Annotated in this window: 18 protein-coding genes and 1 riboswitch; of the genes, 6 read left to right on the forward strand and 12 right to left on the reverse strand. The window is 34.4% G+C overall.

The genetic code is table 11. The features are described 5' to 3' along the window. Nucleotides 1–62 precede the first annotated feature (62 nt). Nucleotides 63–383 (reverse strand): DUF4286 family protein, encoded by a 321-nt coding sequence (locus WEEVI_RS10570; RefSeq protein ID WP_013599121.1) that lies wholly within the window; start codon nt 381–383, stop codon nt 63–65. A 98-nt stretch (nt 384–481) separates the two neighbouring features. Here WEEVI_RS10570 and WEEVI_RS10575 point away from each other — a divergent pair, with 98 nt between their 5' ends. From WEEVI_RS10575 to WEEVI_RS10585, 3 genes are all read left to right on the forward strand, one after another. Continuing rightward, nucleotides 482–1,864, forward strand: a complete 1,383-nt coding sequence (locus WEEVI_RS10575; protein WP_013599122.1) for a dipeptidase — start codon at nt 482–484, stop codon at nt 1,862–1,864. 147 nt (nt 1,865–2,011) lie between these two features. Then, a complete protein-coding gene (pafA, locus tag WEEVI_RS10580; protein WP_013599123.1) occupies nt 2,012–3,655 on the forward strand; it encodes an alkaline phosphatase PafA in 1,644 nt (547 codons plus the stop codon). Between the two features lie 59 nt (nt 3,656–3,714). After that, the gene (locus WEEVI_RS10585) at nt 3,715–4,548 is read left to right on the forward strand and encodes a sulfurtransferase (protein WP_013599124.1); all 834 of its coding nucleotides are present in this window, start codon (nt 3,715–3,717) and stop codon (nt 4,546–4,548) included. A 2-nt stretch (nt 4,549–4,550) separates the two neighbouring features. Here the strand turns inward: WEEVI_RS10585 and WEEVI_RS10590 are convergent, their stop codons facing one another. The 8 genes from WEEVI_RS10590 to brnQ form a co-directional block, all read right to left on the reverse strand. Then, nucleotides 4,551–5,840 (reverse strand): MFS transporter, encoded by a 1,290-nt coding sequence (locus WEEVI_RS10590; RefSeq protein WP_013599125.1) that lies wholly within the window; start codon nt 5,838–5,840, stop codon nt 4,551–4,553. Nucleotides 5,841–6,022: 182 nt separating this feature from the next. Further along, nucleotides 6,023–6,979, reverse strand: a complete 957-nt coding sequence (locus WEEVI_RS10595) for a hypothetical protein (RefSeq protein ID WP_013599126.1) — start codon at nt 6,977–6,979, stop codon at nt 6,023–6,025. 80 nt (nt 6,980–7,059) lie between these two features. Then, nucleotides 7,060–8,298, reverse strand: coding sequence for an ornithine--oxo-acid transaminase (gene rocD, locus WEEVI_RS10600; RefSeq protein WP_013599127.1), 1,239 nt, complete (start codon nt 8,296–8,298; stop codon nt 7,060–7,062). Between the two features lie 81 nt (nt 8,299–8,379). Then, entirely contained in the window at nt 8,380–9,189 is an 810-nt protein-coding gene (murI, locus tag WEEVI_RS10605; RefSeq protein WP_013599128.1) for a glutamate racemase, read from the reverse strand. Between the two features lie 21 nt (nt 9,190–9,210). Then, on the reverse strand, nt 9,211–10,335 hold the full coding sequence (gene hemW / locus WEEVI_RS10610; RefSeq protein WP_013599129.1) for a radical SAM family heme chaperone HemW: 1,125 nt from the start codon (nt 10,333–10,335) through the stop codon (nt 9,211–9,213). 120 nt (nt 10,336–10,455) lie between these two features. Continuing rightward, entirely contained in the window at nt 10,456–10,743 is a 288-nt protein-coding gene (locus tag WEEVI_RS10615; RefSeq protein WP_013599130.1) for a chaperone modulator CbpM, read from the reverse strand. A gap of 4 nt (nt 10,744–10,747) precedes the next feature. Beyond that, nucleotides 10,748–11,650, reverse strand: coding sequence for a DnaJ C-terminal domain-containing protein (locus tag WEEVI_RS10620; protein WP_013599131.1), 903 nt, complete (start codon nt 11,648–11,650; stop codon nt 10,748–10,750). Nucleotides 11,651–11,707: 57 nt separating this feature from the next. Next, entirely contained in the window at nt 11,708–13,015 is a 1,308-nt protein-coding gene (brnQ, locus tag WEEVI_RS10625) for a branched-chain amino acid transport system II carrier protein (RefSeq protein ID WP_013599132.1), read from the reverse strand. 236 nt (nt 13,016–13,251) lie between these two features. On the opposite strand from brnQ, the gene WEEVI_RS10630 reads away from it, so the two are divergent. Next, nucleotides 13,252–14,010, forward strand: a complete 759-nt coding sequence (locus tag WEEVI_RS10630; RefSeq protein ID WP_013599133.1) for a peptidylprolyl isomerase — start codon at nt 13,252–13,254, stop codon at nt 14,008–14,010. A 59-nt stretch (nt 14,011–14,069) separates the two neighbouring features. Then, nucleotides 14,070–15,731, forward strand: coding sequence for a B12-binding domain-containing radical SAM protein (locus WEEVI_RS10635; RefSeq protein WP_013599134.1), 1,662 nt, complete (start codon nt 14,070–14,072; stop codon nt 15,729–15,731). On the opposite strand, the gene WEEVI_RS10640 is transcribed toward WEEVI_RS10635, so the two are convergent. Continuing rightward, on the reverse strand, nt 15,726–16,565 hold the full coding sequence (locus WEEVI_RS10640) for a GNAT family N-acetyltransferase (protein WP_013599135.1): 840 nt from the start codon (nt 16,563–16,565) through the stop codon (nt 15,726–15,728). The genes WEEVI_RS10635 and WEEVI_RS10640 overlap by 6 nt on opposite strands. Nucleotides 16,566–16,640: 75 nt before the next feature. Here WEEVI_RS10640 and kbl point away from each other — a divergent pair, with 75 nt between their 5' ends. Continuing rightward, nucleotides 16,641–17,840 carry a glycine C-acetyltransferase gene (kbl, locus tag WEEVI_RS10645; protein WP_013599136.1) on the forward strand — a complete coding sequence of 400 codons (1,200 nt, stop codon included), beginning with the start codon at nt 16,641–16,643 and terminating at the stop codon, nt 17,838–17,840. Between the two features lie 235 nt (nt 17,841–18,075). Here the strand turns inward: kbl and WEEVI_RS10650 are convergent, their stop codons facing one another. Then, complete coding sequence (locus tag WEEVI_RS10650; protein ID WP_013599137.1) at nt 18,076–19,497, reverse strand: MFS transporter; 1,422 nt, start codon at nt 19,495–19,497, stop codon at nt 18,076–18,078. 110 nt (nt 19,498–19,607) lie between these two features. Then, on the reverse strand, nt 19,608–20,321 hold the full coding sequence (gene lipB / locus WEEVI_RS10655) for a lipoyl(octanoyl) transferase LipB (protein ID WP_013599138.1): 714 nt from the start codon (nt 20,319–20,321) through the stop codon (nt 19,608–19,610). A gap of 265 nt (nt 20,322–20,586) precedes the next feature. After that, a riboswitch (cobalamin riboswitch) is annotated at nt 20,587–20,777 on the forward strand. Nucleotides 20,778–20,878: the final 101 nt, after the last annotated feature.

Consider the following 20,878-nt stretch of genomic DNA (forward strand, 5'->3'; position numbering starts at 1 on the left):
GGATATAAAATAAGTAAACAAAAAAATACCCTAAACTTATTTAGGGTATCGCTACAACGTTATTAATTTGATCCGAAATCCTTTATGTGCAACATTTCAGTTTCAAATGAAAGTACTTTCGTACCAAATTTCTTTAGACTTTCTGTTTGCAAATATGGCAATATATCTTTTCTAAACTGCATTAATTTCTCTTGGTTTTCACAAAATAATTGCATAGCATACGAGACCGTACCATCTTGTTCGTGCGAGGTAACTTTGGCAAACCTTCCTTCTGAAAAATGTTTTTTTTCTAAGTAATTTGTAATCTGTTCGTTCTGAAACCATTCTAGCCATTCTTCTTCTACAGCAGCATCTACAAAGAATGTGGTATTGTATATAATCATGTTTCAAATCATTTGCACAAAGATAAAAAAAATGGATTAATGAAGACTTTTCGAAGTTTTATTATTACTTTAGGCGAATATTTCATTAAAAATAAAAAATGGACAAGACACAACAATTTATACAAGAAAACAAACAACGTTTTTTGGATGAATTAATTGAACTTTTAAAAATCCCATCAATCAGTGCAGATCCTGCATATACACAAGACGTATACGATACCGCAGAGAAAGTTGCCGATTTTCTTACCAAAGCAGGAGCAGATAATGTTAGTATCGAAGAAACAGAAGGTTTCCCTGTAGTGTATGGTGATAAAATTATCGATCCAGCTTTGCCAACTGTTTTGGTCTACGGGCATTATGATGTACAGCCTGCCGACCCAATAGAGTTATGGGAGTCCGGACCATTTGAGCCAGTAATCAAAGAAACAACAATTCACCCAGAAGGTGCAATTTTTGCTCGCGGATCTGCTGATGATAAAGGACAATTCTTTATGCATGTAAAAGCATTCGAAGCCATGATAGCGGCAAATGAATTGCCTTGCAATATAAAATTCATGATCGAAGGCGAAGAAGAAGTAGGTTCGCCTAGTTTGGTGAATTACGTGAAAAATAACCGAGAAAAACTAAAGAATGACGTAATCCTAATTTCAGACACTTCTATCATTTCAAACGATCAACCTTCTATCAATGTTGGTTTAAGAGGTTTATCGTATATCGAAGTCGAAGTGAAAGGTGCTGATCGAGATATGCATTCGGGGGTGTATGGTGGAGCAGTTCCCAATCCGATCAACATTCTATGTTCGATGATCGACAAATTAATAGACGATAAAGGACACATCACAATTCCAGGGTTTTATGATAATATTATCGAACCTACTGCAGAAGAAAGAGAAGAATTAGCCAAAATTCCTTTTGATGTAGAAGACTATAAAAAATCTATAGGAATAAAAGATATTCAAGGTGAAGAAGGTTTCAGTACAATAGAGCGTGCATCTACCCGACCTACGTTAGACGTAAACGGTATTTGGGGTGGTTATATTGGTAAGGGAGCCAAAACAGTTATTCCATCGCATGCCTATGCCAAAATTTCTATGCGCTTGGTACCAGGACAGGATCCGGATGATATTACCCAAAAATTTGTCGACTATTTCCCAACCTTAGCACCAAACTCGGTAGAAGTAAAAGTTATGCCACACCATGGTGGTAAACCTTATCTATTACCAACCTCGCACAAAGGCTTCAAAGCTGCAAAAAAAGCTTTGAGTGAAACGTTCGAGAAAGAAGCCATTGCCGAACGTGGTGGAGGTTCTATACCGATTGTAGCCTTGTTCGAAGAAGAATTAGGTACAAAATCTGTATTGATGGGATTCGGCTTGGATTCTGACGTAATCCACTCACCAAATGAACACTATGGTTTATTCAATTTCTACAAAGGAATCGAAACCATCCCTTACTTTTATCAATATTTCGTACAAGAATAGTTAGAAAACATAAAAACCATCAAAAAAGTTGATGGTTTTTTTCTTTATAGACTATTTAATTCTGTTGTATGAGATAAAACTTAATCCAATCTTAATTTAAACAAAAAAAATAAACTTTAATTTTACATCCAAAAAATTACATCAAAAATGAAATTTCAGAAATTATTTCTTGGATTTATCTTTGCATTTGCAACTCAATTTACACAAGCGCAAGAAGTTAACCGACCAAAACTTGTTGTCGGAATCGTAGTAGACCAAATGCGTTGGGATTATTTGTACCGTTTTCAGGATCGCTACTCGCCTGGTGGCTTCAAACGCTTACTCAACGAAGGGTTTACCTACGAAAATACCTATATCGATTATATCCCAACCTACACAGCCATTGGCCACTCTTCCATATACACCGGAAGTGTACCTGCTATTCATGGTATTGCAGGAAATGACTTTATCATCCAAGCAACCGGAGAAAGCATGTATTGTACACAAGATGATAGTGTAGAAAGTGTTGGTACAACAAACAAAAACGGTAAAATGTCGCCTAGAAATTTACTAGCTTCTACCGTTACAGATCAATTGAAATTAGCAACGAATTTCCGTTCGAAAGTTTATGGAATTTCTATCAAAGATCGTGGAGGAATTTTACCTGCCGGACATTTTGGTGATGCAGCATATTGGTTAGATGGTGAGACGGGAAAATGGATTTCGAGTACCTTCTACATGAAAACCTTACCAAAATGGATTAACCAACTGAATGACAGTAAGTTTGCAGATAAATATTTAAAAGAATGGAACACGCTTTATCCTAAAAATACCTATGTCAATACCGACCAAGAAGGATATGAATACAAAGGACTTTTTAAAGGAGAAAAGAAAGCTGACTTTCCGAAAAATTTGGCTCAACTAAAGAAGGAGAATGGATACGATTTGATAAAAGTAACGCCCTACGGAAATACAATTACAGCAGAATTAGCTCAAGCCCTTATCGAAAACGAAAAATTGGGACAGAATAAACCAGGTATTACCGATTTTCTTGCAATAAGTTTTTCTGCTACCGATTACATAGGGCATCATTACTCGATAAACACAACCGAAATCGAAGATACTTATTTACGTTTGGATCAAGATTTGGCTAAATTCTTTACATTTTTGGATCAAAAAGTAGGGAAAGGAGAATATTTAGTATTCTTAACCGCTGATCACGGTGCCGCTCACAACCCAAAATATATAACAGACCACAAAGGAAATGGTGGATACTTTCAGTCGAAAGAAACAAGAGATCAACTAAACACGGCATTAGAACAAGAGTTTGGTGTTAGTAACTTGGTAAGATCATTGACCAATTATCAAGCTCATCTAAATTATCCGATTATCGAAAGTAATAAAATTGATGAGATAAAATTGAAAGATGCAATTGTGCGTGAGTTACAAAAACACCCGGTAATTTCCTTTGCAGTAGATGTAGAACGAATCGGGATGTATTCTGTACCAAGCCTACTTAAAGAACGAATTGTCAACGGATACCACAATAAAAGAAGTGGCGCAGTACAATACATTCTAAATCCACAATGGTATAGCGGGAAACAAAACTCTCCTGGTACTACGCATGGATCATGGAATTCGTACGATTCGCATATACCGTTCGTTATGATGGGTTGGGGAGTAAAACATGGTAAAAGTTATAAGACCGTTAACATGACAGACATCGCACCAACTTTGTCTTCTTTACTAAAAATCGAAGCACCTAATGGTAGCATCGGCCAAGCACAGACAGAATCATTTTCTGAACAATAAATAACTTATCTTACGTTATTTTTAATACCTTTATTCTCGTAATAAAGGTATTTTTTTTTATGAATTGTCAACATCCGCTTATCACAACGCAACAATTGCAAGCAATATTCGATAACGAAAATTTGGTTCTTCTAGATGCAACAATTGATAAAATTGATGCTTCTCTTAAAGATGAAAAATTAGAGCTTATCCCGCACTCACTTTTTTTCGATACCGAGAATAGAGCTTCAGAAACCAGCTCTCCTCTCCCACACACATTGACTTCTGTAGAAAATTTTTCTAATTATATAGCAGAATTGGGCATTCATAAAGATTCGATTATTGTCGTATATGATCGTTGGGGCGTCTATTCTTCTCCGCGAGCTTGGTGGACTTTTAAGGTTTTTGGTTTTGAGAATGTTTTTGTTTTAGATGGTGGTTTACCTGCCTGGAAAGGTAATCAATTACCAGTGGTTGATGCGTACATAGAAACTAAAAAAACAACTCCAATAACGGTACAATTAAACAAAGAATGGATAGCAACTGCAGACAATGTTTTACAGGTTTTAGAAGATGAAAACGTACGTATTGTAGATGCACGTTCTCCTGCTCGTTTTAGGGGTAAACAAGCAGAACCACGCCCAGGTATAAGAAGTGGACATATCCCAAATGCGTACAATGTGTTTTTTGAAGATATTCTGGATGAAAATTTTTTACAATCTCCACAAAAAATCAATTTAATTTTCAAGGCTATTGGAGATCCTGAAAATGATTATATTTTTAGTTGTGGTTCGGGAATTACAGCAAGTATTTTGGCTTTGGCAGCCTATTCTATAGGCTATCATTCTGTAAAAGTGTATGATGGATCTTGGTCAGAATGGGGTGCAAATCCTGATTTACCGATAGAATGTTAGGATTATTTTTCTGCTTTTTCCATTTTAAAAAATAAAAATATCACCACACTGATCATAAACGATACCCCCATTGCAAGAGCCGATAGTTTCATTCCGCCAGAATATTCTATCAAAACACCATAAATAACTAATCCGAAGAACAATGCACTTTTCTCGAACACATCATAAAAGCTAAAATAAGTAGTCGTATCATCGGTTTCAGGCAGAAGTTTAGAATAAGTGCTTCGAGACAAAGGTTGTAACCCGCCCATAATTAGGCCAACCAAAGCGGCCATAAGATAGAATTTCAATTTTACATTCGGATCGTCTTTACCCATAAAGTACGCAATGAAACAGGTGACAATCCAAATGAATAGAGCTATCAAGATTGTATTTTTGTTTCCTATTTTCCCTGATAGTAGAGAAAATAACCAAGCACCTAGTATGGCTTCGATCTGGATTAATAAAATAGTCAAAATTAGCTCATCACTTTCTAAGCCAATTTCTGAACTACCGAACAAGGCTGCCATCAAAAAAATCGTTTGCATGGCTAGACTAAAGAAGAAAAATCCTGCTAAATACACCCGCAAATTTCGGTATTGCATCAAATCTCTTAGGGTATTTTTCAATTCACGAAAACTGCTTTCTATAATGTTTTTGGGTACTTTTTTATTGTTCTTTTTGTTTGGTAAAACGCGTAAAGCATATTGCGCAAAACCGAACCACCAAATTCCGGTTATCAAAAACGAAGTTCGTGTAAGTAAAGATTCTTCTTCTTTTGGTCCAAACATGATTATCGCTAGGCAAAACGCCAACAACAATACCGAGCCTATATATCCGAACATATATCCCCAAGCCGAAACCTTATCCATTTTCTCATAGGAAACTATTTCGGGTAAATAAGCATTATAATATACCAAACTTCCCCAAAATCCTATACTTGCTGTAATGTTTAGCAACAATCCTAGCCAAATATAATCGGCACTTGAAAAGAAAAACATCCCCATACACGAGAATGATCCCATATAACAAAAAAAACGGAGAAATCTGATTTTATCACCTAACAAATCGGCAATGGATGATAAAATAGGTGAGAGAATAATCACAATTAAAAAGGAAATTGCCAAAGAGAAATTAAATGCTGTTTCGGGCAATAATCCTAAAAATTTTATGGGTTGATCGGTACCCGATAAAGTAATAGCACTGTAATAAACCGGGAAAATTGCCGATGCTATCACCAAAGAATGTACAGAGTTTGCCCAATCATAAGAAACCCAGGCTTTTATATATTTCGGATTATCTTTAGGTAACATAAATAAATAGCTTGATAAACTTGATAAATATTATCATCTAAAACTAGTAAAAAAAAACTGATCTTGATAAAAAAATATTTGATTTACCATTGGTTGAATATATCAACAACAAAGACTTAAACAGATAGTTTAAGTCTTTGCTATAAATAATTAAAAACTAATTTTTTACACCGTAAAGAATGTTAGTTTTTTATCTCTATTTCTTTATCGAAAACATAGCTAGATTTGAATAAATATTCCCCGTTTTCTTCTTTTGCAATCATCAGAACAGGTGTATATTTACCTTTTGGTATCAAGCGTAATAAGTTTGTTTGAAAGGTAAAGTTAGCAAATTTTGTTTGTGCCGGTACATTGTCTAATGAATATTCTGCTATATTAAAGCCTTTCCCGTCTTCATTTTCCTTCAGGTCTTTCACTAATACTACTCGGACTTTTACCGGATTATCCTCCTTTGCATTATTTACAAGGTGTCCTCCTTCGCTTATTAAAATGACTTTATAGTCTTTCTGATTAATCTCTAATTTGATTTTTCCTTCAAAAAAAACATCTTTTTCTGCTTTATTAGAAGTTACAATTGGCTTAAACTGAAAACCTTTTTGTTCGAAATTAGATGTAGTTTCTGCTTGTTTAGGCTCTACATTTTTGGCAGGTTGAGGTAATGTTTGTTGATCGATTTTTCCATTTTTGATATGTAAATCATTTAAAACCTTTCGACTCATTACCAAATTATCTATAATCAGCACTGGTACATACTGACCATCTGGTAATTTTTCTGCAAAATTAGCCTTGAAATCTATTTTAATATTTCTAACACTCGACCCATTTCCTGCTATTCTTCCTAGTGAAATGTTCTTGATAGATTTATTTGTAGAAAAATCAAAAGTAGTATATTCTGCTTTCGGAACTAAAAAAATATTAAGCTTCAAATTTTTAGTTCGATGAGAGGAGTGATTTGTTATTGCTTCTCCTTTTATGAGATATCGGTCTCCTTGGTCTATAAAACGCCAATCACCCATAAATTCTATTGAGTTATTTAGGATTGATTTCTCAACATTTTTTTCGTTACCAGAAGTATTTTCTTGAGCGATTGCTGGCAAACTGATTACTACTAAGGATAAAGTAATTAAAAATTTTTTCATAAGTAAAGGTTTAGTGTTTTGAGGAAAAGTAAATCAAAAAAATTATTACTTTTTTTTTAATTCTCTACTAATTTACCGTATTAATTCGACATTTCTATAGTCGTTTCTTCTATAATTCGAATACAATCGATTATTTGTTCTTTGGTAATAACCAACGGTGGTGCAAATCTAATTATGTTTCCGTGTGTTGGCTTAGCTAGTAATCCTTTTTCTGCTAATTTTAGACAAAAGTTCCAGGCTGTTTCACTCTCTGGCGTATCATTGATCAGCAATGCGTTTAACAATCCTTTCCCGCGAACAGATTTCAATATAGAAAAATTGTCCACTAATTTAGTAATTTCTGCGCGGAAAAATTCTCCTAATTCGAAAGCATTTTCTTGTAATTTCTCATCTAATACCACTTGCAAAGCTTCTCTTGCAATAGCACAAGCTAATGGATTTCCTCCGTAGGTTGAGCCATGTTGTCCGGGTTGAATGACATTCATAACATCGTCATCAGCCAAAACCGCAGAAACAGGATAGGCTCCTCCCGATAGGGCTTTACCTAAAATCAAAATATCCGCCTTAACATTTTCATAATCAATAGCTAACATTTTCCCTGTACGTGCGATTCCTGTTTGGATTTCATCTGCAATGAATAGCACATTATTATCCTTACATAATTGTTTACATGCTGATAAATATCCGTCTGGCGGCACGTTTACTCCTGCTTCACCTTGAATTGGTTCTACTAAAAAACCGCAAATATTGTCCGCATTATCGTGTAATACTTTGGCCAAAGCATCTGCATCACCATAAGGTATGCTTACAAAACCAGAGGTATAGGGGTTAAAGTTTTTACGTGCTTCTTCGTCGTTAGAAAATGATATTATTGTAGTCGTTCTACCATGAAAATTTCCTTCGCATACAACAATAACTGCCTTGTCATTTTCTATTCCTTTTTTCTCGTATCCCCATTTACGTGCTATTTTTAGTGCCGTTTCTACTGCTTCTGCACCAGAGTTCATCGGTAAAACTTTATCAAAGTCAAATAATTTTGATAAAAACTCTTCGTACTTACCTAATTCTGCATTGTAAAAAGCACGAGAAGTAAGCGTTAACTTCGACAGTTGTTCGGCACCCTTTGCAACTATTCTTGGGTGGCAGTGTCCTTGATTTACTGCTGAATATGCAGAAAGAAAATCATAATATTTTTTACCTTCTACATCCCAAACATACACACCCTCTCCTCGTTCTAAAACAACTGGTAGAGGATGATAATTGTGTGCTCCGTATTTGTTTTCTAAGGCTATTAATTGTTCTGAAGTATAAGTTTCCATAATGTTTTTTGAAAAAGTTTCTCAAAAATACAACTATCAAGCTTCAGAAAAAAGAGAATTGTAATTATTTTATTGTTCTTATCAAAAATTAGTCAAATCTTTTTCTTGTAACTGTATTTTGTTCCCGAAAAAGCGCTTGGAGATTTTGTGAAAATTATCTGTGTAATCTGACAAATAAAACAAGTAATAAGGATTGTTATTATTGGCTAATTGTTGTCTCTGGTGAAGCTGATAGATTAAGCAATTAACAACTATAAGCGGCGAATTAATCACTTGAACTTTACCTTCAAATATTTGTTCTATTTCTTTCTGTATCAAAGGATAATGAGTACAACCTAATATTATAGAATCTATACCTTCTAGCTTTTTATTTGATAAATAAACTTCTAAAACAGCTCGAGATACGTTGGTGTTGTATAATCCTTCTTCGATAATTGGTACAAGTAAAGGAGTTGCTACTTCGACAACTTTAATGTGTTTATTGAATTTTCGAATAGTTTTTTTATAAGCACAGGAATTCACCGTAGCTTTGGTTGCGATTACACCAATTTTGGTGCGTAATTCATAAGCGACTTTTTCGGCCACAGGGTTGATAACATCAACAACCAAAATTTCTTCACCTGCAACTTCTTTTATTATTTCTATTGCATTGGCTGTAGCTGTATTGCAAGCTACTAAAATTGCTTTGCAGTTTTGACTTATTAAAAATTGCGTGATTTCTTTTGAATATTTTTTTATAGCTTCTGCTGATTTTTCACCATAAGGCAAGTGTTTGGTATCACCAAAATATACAATACTTTCTTTGGGTAAAAGTCTTTTTATTTCCTTGGCAAAATTAAGTCCTCCTACTCCAGAATCGAAAACTCCTATTGGTCGATTATCATAGATCATAGCTGCAAAATTAAGGAATTTTTAGACGTAAAATAATCGAGAAGTGATGCCATCGGTATAAAATTTATTTTCGTCTGGGATCCGTAGAAACCCTTCTTCCTCTTTCAACAATCCTTCTGCCAATAAAAGGGAGGTCTCTTTCTGGAAAGAGTGAAATATATCTCTAGCGAATAGATTTTTTATTTCTCTGATTTCTATGCCCCACATGGTACGTAAACCGATCATTAGTTTCTCGTTATATCGATCAATTTCTGATAAATTTTCTGTTTCGCAAGGTAGTTTTCCTTGGGCTATAGTTTTTATATATAGTTGGTTATTAGCAATATTCCACTGTCTACAGCGGCCATTATAAGAATGGGCAGATGGTCCAAATCCATAATAGGGTTTGTATTGCCAATAACTTGTGTTGTGTTTTGCAAAAAAACCTTCTTTTCCGAAATTCGATATTTCGTATTGTATATAGTTTCTTTGTGTTAGAAATTCTTGTAGAATACAAAATTGTCGATACTGTTGCTCCTCGTCAATATCAGATGCCTTGCCACTTTTTATTGCATGGTTTAGTATCGTTTTTTCTTCTACCGTTAATGCATAAGAAGAAATATGGGGTATTTGTAGGTCGACAGCTTTGTTCAGATTTTTGGTCCATTGTTGATCAGTGGTGGTTGGTGTGCCGTAGATCAAATCTATTGTTAAATTATCAAAACCAAAATCTTGAGCCATTTTTATGCTGTTTTCGGCTTCGTCTGCTTTGTGAGCACGATGCATAAAGGTTAAATCATTATCAAAAAAAGATTGTACGCCGATACTCAATCGGTTGATTGGTGTTGAGCGTAGGTATCTTAATTTCTCTCTGGTTAAATCATCCGGATTTGCTTCTAATGTTACTTCTTGGAGAGAAGAAAGATCGATTTTTTTTTCTAGGTATGTAAATAGTTTGCTTAATAAAGCATTGTCCAAAATACTTGGTGTTCCTCCTCCGAAATAAATAGTTTCTATTGGTGATTGTATTGTTTTTTTACGCAATTCTACTTCTTGTATAATTGCATCGATCATTTCATTTACTTTAGACAAATTCGTAGTAAAATGAAAGTCACAATACGTACAACGTTGTTTACAAAAAGGGATATGAAAGTATAATCCTGCCAAAATTTTTATTCTTTGTAGACAAAGTTAAATTATTTACCATAATCTCTGTTGCACAAATAAAGATGAGAGCCTAAACGATACTACTCAACAGCCTCTTTAGCGTTATCCTATACGATTTTTTTATTTATGGTTAAAATATGATTCTAATTGTCTTAATGTCCGAACTTCTTTTTGCAACTGTTCTATTTGTTCTAGTAAATTTTTTACTACATCTAGACCTTCTAAATTAATTCCTAAATCATAATGAAACTTCTTATACCTTTCTAGTAAATCGATTTCATCTTCTGTTAGGGGATGATTTGGCTCTTCAATTTCTATTAGACCAAAATCTTGTAATTGAGTTATAAACTCTGGATCTATTTGATGATATTGACAAAATTGTACGATAGTGATTTGATAACTTTTCATAGGTTTATGATTTTAGGCTTTTCAGTTCGGTGAATAATTCTTTTTCTTTGGCTGATAAATTCGTTGGGATATCAATAGAATATTTTATATACAAATCACCAAATTGATTTTCTTTCTTATACTTCGGTAAACCTTTACCTTTCAATTTCACTTGCTGATTGTTTTTAGTCCCTTCTGCTATCGGGATTTTCACTTTTCCATTCAATGTTTCTATAATAGTTTCTCCGCCCAAAACAGCATCGTATAATGGGATTGTTACTTCTTTTTCTAGATCTGCTCCTTTTATTCTAAAGTCGGTGTTATTTATAATCTCGAACGTAATATACAAATCACCATTGGGTCCTTGATTATGTCCTTTTCCTCCATAACCTTTAATTTTTATAGTTTGTCCGTCTTCTACACCAGCCGGAATATTCAATCGGATATTTTTACCATTCACGGTAAGCGTATGTTTTTCGGTTTGTAAAGTATCGGTGAGATTTAATTTTAGATTAGCATGCAAATCTTGTCCTTTGAAACCTTGGTTTCTATTTTGCCTACCTTCTCGCCCAAACATCGATCCAAAGAAATCAGAAAATCCTTCATAATCATCAAAACCGCTAAATCCTTCACCCGAAGAACTGTATTGTTGGTAGGATTGATGCTTGGATTGCTGACGCTGTTGCTCTTCTATCTGATCTGCGTATTGCCAATTTTCTCCGTATTTATCGTATTTTTTTCTTTTTTCAGGATCGCTTAAAACTTCATTCGCTTCGTTAAGCTCTTTGAATTTTGTTGCAGCATCTTGGTTATTTGGGTTGAGGTCTGGATGGTATTTTCTTGCCAATTTTCGGTATGCTTTTTTAATTTGATCGGCAGATGCAGATTTGTCCAAACCCAATATTTTATAGTAATCTATATAGGCCATAAATTTTTGCTTAAATATCGAGTAGAATCATACAAAATCTATGCCCGAAAATCTTCGTCATCTGGAGATATTTCTAGATTTTAGCATGTATTCTACCAAACAAAATACTACAAAAAAACCAATTGCAGGCAATAGCCATTCTAATTCGTACGCATACAATGGTAAAGATTCTCGGAGAGCTATCAGTGGCTCATTTAATAAATTAAAATGTTGTAAAAACCCTAAAGCCGCTACCATAGCTGTACCAATAACTGCACCGATATAAGGCAGCTTTCCCTTGATTGTTCGGCTAAAAAGTACTACAAACAAAACTAAGGTTAGCACTATAGGATAAACAAAAACAAGAATTGGAACGGCAAACTCAATGATTTCATCAACCGACATAATCGAAAACATATAAGCCACAAAACTGCAGAGCAAAACACCGATTTTATACGGCAGAAAGCCCCTTGTTATCTGCTCGAAAAAAGATGCTACAGCACCTGTAAGTGCAATGGCTGTCGTGAGGCATGCCAATGCAATACAAATTGATAAAAGAATCGTGCTCGAGCTTCCTAAAAGTGTATGGGCGATGCTAATTAATAATTCTGTACGAAAAATAGAGTGATTCGTAACCCCAGAAGATGCACCTAGATATACCAAACCACCATAGATGATAAGCAGAAAAAATATAGCTAACAATCCTGCAAATATAGATACGCGCGTTCGTTCTTTTATAGTGTGATAACCTTTTGTTTGTGTGGCACCAATAATGATTCCTGCAAAAATTACAGAAGCCAATACATCTAATGTCTGGTAGCCTTCTACAAAACCAAAACCAAAGGCTGCTGATTTAGAAACAAGCGACTCGTAATCAGTAGAAACTGGATTGATAATTCCCACATAGAGTAAATAAAACAAAATTAATAGCAGTACCGGAGTTAAGAAATTTCCGATAATATCCACAATTTTCGATTTAGAGAAGGATAAAGCAATTACAACTGCAAAGAAAACAAAACTTCCAACATATGAGTTAATGTACGGAAAAAAAGGCTGAATACCAATCTCATAGGTCAAAGAGGAAGTTCTAGGAATCGCAATTATAGGGCCAATACATAGCATAATTATCGTCCCCATCACGACCGAAAAAAGTGGATGAATTTTCTTGCCTAAATCAAAAAAAGATTCACCCGAAAAAATAACAGCAAGAAGACCCAAAAATGGTCCGATAATCCCTGTTATACCAAAACCAATGATTCCGTACAGCCATTGATCACCGGTTTCTAAACCAATAAACGGAGGAAGAATTAAATTTCCTGCTCCAAAAAACATAGCGAATAAAGCGAAACCTAGGGTAATTATTGTGCGTATATTTATATTTTTCATTCTTTTTGTAATATTTTATCTTACCAAATAGCTATAGTTGATAAACTATCGGTATAATTACAAAAATAGTAGAATAATTGTGCTAAACTATTTTTGTGAATATTTTTTTATTATTTGTGTCCTATATCAATAAAAAATCATTGTATTTGCTTTTCAAACTATTGGATTGTTTCTTTTTTCTCTACCACTCTACCTGTAATGAAACATTCTAAAGCTTTTCTATTTTCATAAAAACAATGAAAAATCATGATGTAAAAATAGTATCTTTGTTTTTTCATTTTCTCCAAAATATGCCTACTCAATTTCGATTTTATTGGTTTTTTATTTACATTTTCACATTTTTCACTTCTACTCTTTTTGCACAATCGTATCAATTAAAATTTAAAACGAATTATGGTAATTTCGATTTTATCTTATATGATTTCACACCGAATCATCGCGATTTAATTCTTCATGAAATAGAAAAAGGGACCTATAGAAAAGCTATTTTTAATAGGATTGTGAAAGATTTTGTAGTCCAAGGTGGTGAACTCGATGACGCAATTTTGGCAAGAGAGGCTGATTATCCCACCGAAAAACCCAAACGTCTAGCCCCTGAATTTCATCATAGAGCTTATCATAAAATAGGTGCTTTGGGTGCTGGGCGAGATGACAACCCCGAAAAAGGCTCTTTTTTTAGTCAGCTCTATTTTGTGGTTGGGCAAAAAGTAAACGCTGCTGAGTTGGATAAATTAGAAATATTAAAAGGGATTCGTTATTCACAAGCACAGCGAACAGAATATCTTGTAAATGGTGGTCAACCAAGGCTAGACAATGATTACACAGTTTTCGGAGAAGTAATAAAAGGTTTAGATGTTTTGATGAAAATAAGTACGCTCTCGACCGAAAAAACGCATTCTACCAAACCCGTAACTTTTACTATAAAAGTAAAGAAAATGTTACCGAAAAGAAAACCCAAGACTCGTTTTTCTGTAGGTGCCACAGTTATCGGATGAAAATGAAATCGTTTATCGGTAAATAAATACGTATTTTTGCCTACTATTTACTGTCGAATATGCATCCAAAAGTACTTCTCACAACACTGAATGCTAAGTATATACATCTTAACCTAGCCATTCGGATACTCTATGACCTAACCCACGAACGCGGTAATATAGACTGGAAAGAATTTACCATAAAGTCTAATTTTCAATCGGTTGCAGAAGAATGTTCGCGCTATGATGTGGTGTGCTTTAGTTGTTATATTTGGAATATTACGCAGACCTTGGAAGTTGCTAAACTAATAAAAGGTCTTTCACCTGATACGAAAATTCTTTTGGGTGGTCCAGAAGTTAGTTACGAATATGATGAGATTATTGCACTCGATTGTGTAGATTTTATCATCGTAGGCGAAGGCGAAATTCCGTTTGAAGAATTTCTCGACCACTATCCTGAAGTAGAAAAGGTGTCAAATTTGGTCTACAAAAAAAACAAGGAAGTATTTTTCAATAAACAAAACATCACATTCGATATCAATCGTTTAGAAGGGAGAAATCCTTATATTTATGATGATCCTAAAGAATTGGCGCAAAAAGTTTGCTATATAGAAACATCGAGAGGTTGCCCGTATAAGTGTGAGTTTTGTTTGGCAAGTTTGGATAACAAAATGAGATATTTACCAACAGAGACCATACACGAGAATCTTTTGTATTTGATGAAACATGGAAAAACCATCAAATTTCTCGATCGAACCTTTAATATCAAACGAGATTTTACGATTTCATTATTTCAGTTTATTTTAGAAAATTACCGAGAGGGGAACGTTTTCCAGTTCGAGATTACTGCTGACATTGTGCATCCAGACATCATAAAATTTGTCAATGAATATGTACCGAAGAATTTATTCCGATTCGAAATTGGCATCCAAACCGTAAATCAAGCCAGTAATCGAGAAGTTTCTCGCAAACAGAATTTTGATAAAACGTCGAATGTAATCCTACAATTAAAGGATAAAATAGAAATGCATCTGGACCTGATTGTTGGTTTACCTTTGGAGTATTTGCAAGATCTGAAATACAGTTTCGAGTCTACCTTCAAGCTTTATCCTCCCGAATTACAGCTTGGTTTTCTCAAGTTTCTGAAGGGTACACCTGTTCGCCAGAAATATGAAAATTATGGGTATAAATTCGACCCTGCTCCACCCTATCAAATCATCGAGAGTAATTTTCTTAGCCAAAAGGATTTAGCCAATATTACGGCACTAGAACATGCACTGGAAATTTATTGGAATAAACCACGTGCTATCGAAACTTTGACTTATATAAGTGAAACAGATTCTATATTCGATTATTTAATGAAATTAGGGAATTATTTTACCGAAAGATTATCTTATAAACACACCCTGAACCAGGTCTATGAAACGCTTTATACGTTCACCAAAAAATATTATAACTCCTCTATTCTACTGCAATTAATTGCGATTGATTATTACACACAGCACAAATCTAATCCGAAAGATTTATTTGAGATTGAGGAAGAATTAGCGATGGATTATTCAGCTATTGCTACTCACCCTAAAAGTAGATTTGTTAATTTCAGTATTGATTTTGATTGGATAATTTGGAAAACCGAAAGAAGAATCGTCAAAGCACAGAACCTATGGATAATCGAATACATTACCAATTCGCACAATATTGTTCATCCACCTGTAGGTACTAGCTTACAACTAGTACTATAGATTTTTCTGATAAATATAATCATCCATCACATAACCATTCCCGATTTCGAAAACAGCTTCTTGCACTCTCACAAAACCATTTCTTTCATAGAAAGAGATTGCTTTTTCGTTGTGCTTATTCACAGTCAGGTATATTGCTCTAGCCGCTTTAGATTCGGCAAATTCTACTACTTGTGCCAACATTATTTTCCCTAAACCTTGTTGCTGACTTGCTGAGTCTAAGTAGATTTTGGACAAAAAAACACGTCCATCATCTTCTAATTTATAATGCAAATACCCTACCGAAATGTTGTCTACCTTAAGAATCTCCCAGCAATCACCTTGATCCACTTCCGATAAAATTTTCTTTTCATCATACATCATCGCAAGCATATAATCTATTTGCTCTTGAGAGAGTATCATTTTATAGGTTGTCGACCAAACTCTTTTGGCTAATGGTAGGATATGATGTACATTGGTAGGATTTACGGTATGAAAAAAATAATGTATATCTCTTCGCTTTACCGCTTCTTTTTTCTGTAGTTTGGCTTGCTCTATTTCCTCGGCCAATTGCTTATCTTTTCTGAAGTTTTTTTCCACAATACGATAAACTCCAAAAGCAACAAATAATCCTGCTAAAACTGGAATCCACATTTGGTAACTCTCATTCATCTCTGTAAGTTTTGGCATCAAATCAAACATCGAGAATAAATGAATATTGAAGGCGATAAATATCAGCGAAATCACATAAAAAATTCCTGATAAAACAACCCACAAAAATATGTTTTTTCTATATCGTTTGGCTAAAAAACCAAAACGTAGGGCTATGTATAAAAGATATATCAATTCTATCATGATCAACAGCTATTTTACAAAAATACGTAAATTATTAGGACTATTTTCTATATTTGTGTATAAACAAACAGACAAATGTATAGCAAAGAATTTCAGAATTATCTTCAAACTCAATTAGACGAATTAGAAGAGCAAGGTCTTTTCAAAAAAGAACGAATCATTGCCTCTTCGCAAAGTGCAGAAATCACTTTAGAGAATGGCAAAAAGTTATTAAATTTTTGTGCTAATAATTATCTAGGACTTTCAGACAACCCGCAAGTAATAAAAGCGGCTCAAGATATTCTGGATAAACGTGGTTACGGAATGTCTTCTGTTCGTTTTATATGCGGAACTCAAGATATACACAAAGAACTAGAACAAAAGATAGCAAATTATTTAGGGACCGAAGATACAATATTGTATGCAGCAGCTTTTGATGCCAATGGAGGAGTTTTCGAACCTTTGTTTACGGATGAAGACGCCATAATTTCTGACGAACTCAACCATGCGTCTATTATCGATGGTGTACGCCTTAGCAAAGCTGCCCGCTATCGTTATAAAAACAATGATATGGGTGACTTAGAAGAAAAACTAAAAGAAGCTTCAGCAAAAAATCACCGTTTCAAAATCATTGTAACAGATGGTGTTTTCTCTATGGACGGTATAGTTGCCAACCTAAAAGGAGTGTGTGATTTGGCAGAGAAATACAATGCGTTGGTTATGGTAGATGATTCGCATGCTACTGGTTTCTTGGGAAAAACTGGTCGCGGTACACATGAATACTGCGAGGTTATAGATCGTGTAGACATTATTACTTCTACACTTGGAAAAGCTTTAGGCGGTGCAATGGGTGGTTTTACTTCTGGAAAAAAAGAAATTATCGAGCTCTTGCGCCAACGTTCTCGTCCGTATCTTTTCTCAAATTCTCTTGCGCCAGGTATTGTAGGTGCAGCACTAGAAGTTCTATCTATGCTAGAAAAAGACAATACTCTGCGCGATAAACTAATGTGGAATGCAGAATATTTCCGCAAAGAAATGGTAGAAGCTGGTTTCGATATCCCTGAGGGTGATGCTGCAATTGTTCCTGTTATGTTGTACGATGCAAAACTTTCTCAAATTATGGCCGACAAACTTTTAGAAGAAGGTGTTTATGTTATCGGATTCTTTTACCCAGTTGTACCTAGAGACAAAGCGAGAATTCGTGTTCAGCTATCGGCAGCTCATACCAAAGATCAACTAGATCATACGATTGCTGCTTTCATTAAAGTAGGAAAAGAATTAGGTGTGATAAAATAATTTTTTATCGTTGATGAGCTATTATAGTAAGTTATAATCAAAAAAAAATCCACTTCACTTGAAGTGGATTTTTTTTAAACGTATTTTTCTGAAAAATCAGTACTATAGTTTTTACCTAAAAATTATAATAGAAAGTATATACTAAAATTATTGTTAATTAATTTACCGGTAATTTTCTATTTTAAATATTAAATCAACCAATAAAAAATAAATATATATCCTGCTCAAAAACTGCTTATTTGTTTTCAAATACAATATTTTGTTTTGCTAATATTTTTTGTCCTAGAATAGAATAAGCTATCAAATATCCAAAACATACTACACCAACGATATACGAGAAATGAATACTTATCGCATCGGCCAATAAACCTTGCAAGTAACTAATGATTCCACCTCCCATAATCATCATGATTAATAAACTACTTCCTTGACTGGTGTTTTTTCCTAAGCCCGCAATCGCAATCGTGAAAATACACGGCCAAAGCGTACTACAAAATAGCCCTACACTAGAAAATGCATAGACACTTACCATGCCGGTAGATAGCATCCCGGTAATGATCGCTAATGCACCAAAACATGAGAAAATAAACAGCATACGAACTGGATTTCCCTTGGTAAGTAAGTCGGCAATAATTAGCACAAGAATAATCAAAGCATAGATATAGAAGGGTTGTAGGTCGTGGTTACCAATATAGTTCACCAATAAGAATACACCAAACGCTAAGTAAGGAGCAATAAGTTTTATATATTTTTCGACCGATTTCTTCAGGCTGAAAGCTTCTACAGCCCCTGACCATCGCCCAATCATCATGCTGGCCCAATAAAGAGAAACGTATGGTGCAACTTCGTGTATTTTAAAACCTAAATCTTTGTGCATATATTCTGGTAAATTACTAACTGTTGATACTTCTACCCCAACATAAAGAAAAATTGCAATCATGCCTAACCAAAGCTGTGGATAAGAAAGAGCAGATTTTCGATCTTGATGGGATTTTTTTGTATCATCTTCTTCAATAATTTGCGGCTTATCTGGTAGTTTAGAAAATTTAAGAAAAATTGCGACAACCAGAAACAAAACTCCAATAATCAGATAAGGATTTTTCACTGTTTCTAACGCAACATGGTGGGTAGAATTTTCGTTTATCGAACCAAAAATAGCAAAAGAAACAATCAGAGGTCCTATCGTTGTACCAAAATTATTAACTCCGCCTGCTAAGGTTAAACGTTGAGATCCTCTTTGAGGGTCACCTAAAGCAATCGCTAAAGGATTGGCAACAGTTTGCTGCAAAGAAAAGCCTAATCCTACAATGAATAAACCACTTAGCATTAGCGAATAAGAATGCAAATTGGCTGCTGGAATAAAAAGCAAGGTTCCTAGAGCAGAGATGAATAAACCGATGGCTAAACTATTTTTGTATCCTAATCGATTAATTAGATCTTTACCCATGAGTGCCGAAATCCCTAAATAGATTAGCGAACCCACTGTATAGGCAATATAAAAAGCTAGAGATACTAATTGACTTTGCCCCTGTGTGAGTTGAAATGCTTCTTTAAAAACGGGTATTAATATATCATTACTTGCTGCAATAAAACCCCAAAAGAAAAATACAGAAACCAATGGTATGAATTGACTCCAAATTGTTTTTTGATTACTCATGTGCTTTTTATTATAAGGATAAAAACCAAACCCTAAATGAAATATTCTGTGCTTAGCTTTCTAAATGTAACTAGAAAATGACAATTTGTAAAATACAATCTTCTTTTCTTTTATTTTAATTCAATATCAAACACCTCAATGAACTGATTTCGAACAACTTCTTTTACCTCTTCCATATCCAGTATTCGGTTGAGTTCTTGTTCTAGTGATGCCACTGCTTTGTCTTTTATTCCGCACGGGATAATGTATTCGAAATAACGCAAATCGGTGTTCACATTCAGAGCAAAACCGTGCATCGTAACCCATCGAGAAGCTTTCACACCCATTGCACAAATTTTTCTTGCATAAGGTTTTCCTACATCCAACCAAACGCCTGTCTCACCTTTCGATCGTTCTCCGTGTAAACCATAATGCGCCAATGTTTGTATGATAACTTGCTCTAAATTACGCATATACAAATGTATATCTGGTTTGAATTGATCCAAATCGAATATTGGATAGCCAACCAATTGCTCTGGGCCATGATAGGTAATATCACCGCCTCGATTGGTCCTTACAAATGTCGCATGTATATGTTGTAATTGATCTTGATTGGCCAACATATTTTCTATATGTCCACTTTTTCCTAACGTGTAAACATGCGGATGTTCGACAAATAACAAGTGATTTTTTGGGGTTTTGAATTCTGTTTTCCCTTCCTTTTCTTGTGCTCGATTGTATTGCTTGACACCAACACTTTCGGCTAATAAGGCTTCTTGAAGATCCCAAACTTCTTGATAATCCCTATCCTTTCCTAAATCTTGAAAATATACCGTTTTTTTCATGCTCAAATTGTATTGTAGAGTCTGCAAATAAAAATAATCTACAACACGCAAAACTACAATAAAATAAAGACTTCTTACTGATGTAATTTTGGTAGAATGAAATCTATTTCGATTTTATACTATCTAACAACTGCATATTGCATAAATATAAGAAGATTTTCACCTTATATATTGTTCGACAGCTACAAATCAATAGCACTAACAAATAACGTTAACGGTGAAAAATCTAGTATTTTGCGCTAAAAAAGTATACAAAATAATTTTGTACATTTGAGAAAAATTTGGTGCGAATAGAAATATTCGGTAACAGGGAATCAGGTGTAAATCCTGAACAGACCCGCTGCTGTAAGCTCCACAAAAACTTTTCTTAGAGCCAATATTCACTGTAGTATACTATGGGAAGAATTACTAAGAAATGGAGTAAGTCAGAAGACCTACCAAATACAATAGTACAATAGTTAATAGCTTTCGGGGACTAAAGCGTGAAGAACATTTTGATTAGGATAGTATATATTATCCCGACTACTTCATATTATTCTCGTGAGCGCATTATGGAG

The sequence above is a fragment of the Weeksella virosa DSM 16922 genome (genome assembly GCF_000189415.1).
Lineage (GTDB): Bacteria > Bacteroidota > Bacteroidia > Flavobacteriales > Weeksellaceae > Weeksella > Weeksella virosa.

Bases quoted from the DNA above. Each gene is read 5' to 3' on its own strand.
- lipB (WP_013599138.1), bottom strand. From the start codon at position 20,321: ATGAAAAAAACGGTATATTTTCAAGATTTAGGAAAGGATAGGGATTAT.
- WEEVI_RS10595 (WP_013599126.1), bottom strand. From the start codon at position 6,979: ATGAAAAAATTTTTAATTACTTTATCCTTAGTAGTAATCAGTTTGCCA.
- WEEVI_RS10650 (WP_013599137.1), bottom strand. From the start codon at position 19,497: ATGAGTAATCAAAAAACAATTTGGAGTCAATTCATACCATTGGTTTCT.
- WEEVI_RS10615 (WP_013599130.1), bottom strand. From the start codon at position 10,743: ATGAAAAGTTATCAAATCACTATCGTACAATTTTGTCAATATCATCAA.
- murI (WP_013599128.1), bottom strand. From the start codon at position 9,189: ATGATCTATGATAATCGACCAATAGGAGTTTTCGATTCTGGAGTAGGA.
- rocD (WP_013599127.1), bottom strand. From the start codon at position 8,298: ATGGAAACTTATACTTCAGAACAATTAATAGCCTTAGAAAACAAATAC.
- WEEVI_RS10570 (WP_013599121.1), bottom strand. From the start codon at position 383: ATGATTATATACAATACCACATTCTTTGTAGATGCTGCTGTAGAAGAA.
- WEEVI_RS10630 (WP_013599133.1), top strand. From the start codon at position 13,252: ATGAAAAATCATGATGTAAAAATAGTATCTTTGTTTTTTCATTTTCTC.
- WEEVI_RS10575 (WP_013599122.1), top strand. From the start codon at position 482: ATGGACAAGACACAACAATTTATACAAGAAAACAAACAACGTTTTTTG.
- WEEVI_RS10640 (WP_013599135.1), bottom strand. From the start codon at position 16,565: ATGATAGAATTGATATATCTTTTATACATAGCCCTACGTTTTGGTTTT.
- brnQ (WP_013599132.1), bottom strand. From the start codon at position 13,015: ATGAAAAATATAAATATACGCACAATAATTACCCTAGGTTTCGCTTTA.
- WEEVI_RS10590 (WP_013599125.1), bottom strand. From the start codon at position 5,840: ATGTTACCTAAAGATAATCCGAAATATATAAAAGCCTGGGTTTCTTAT.
- pafA (WP_013599123.1), top strand. From the start codon at position 2,012: ATGAAATTTCAGAAATTATTTCTTGGATTTATCTTTGCATTTGCAACT.
- WEEVI_RS10620 (WP_013599131.1), bottom strand. From the start codon at position 11,650: ATGGCCTATATAGATTACTATAAAATATTGGGTTTGGACAAATCTGCA.
- kbl (WP_013599136.1), top strand. From the start codon at position 16,641: ATGTATAGCAAAGAATTTCAGAATTATCTTCAAACTCAATTAGACGAA.
- WEEVI_RS10585 (WP_013599124.1), top strand. From the start codon at position 3,715: ATGAATTGTCAACATCCGCTTATCACAACGCAACAATTGCAAGCAATA.
- WEEVI_RS10635 (WP_013599134.1), top strand. From the start codon at position 14,070: ATGCATCCAAAAGTACTTCTCACAACACTGAATGCTAAGTATATACAT.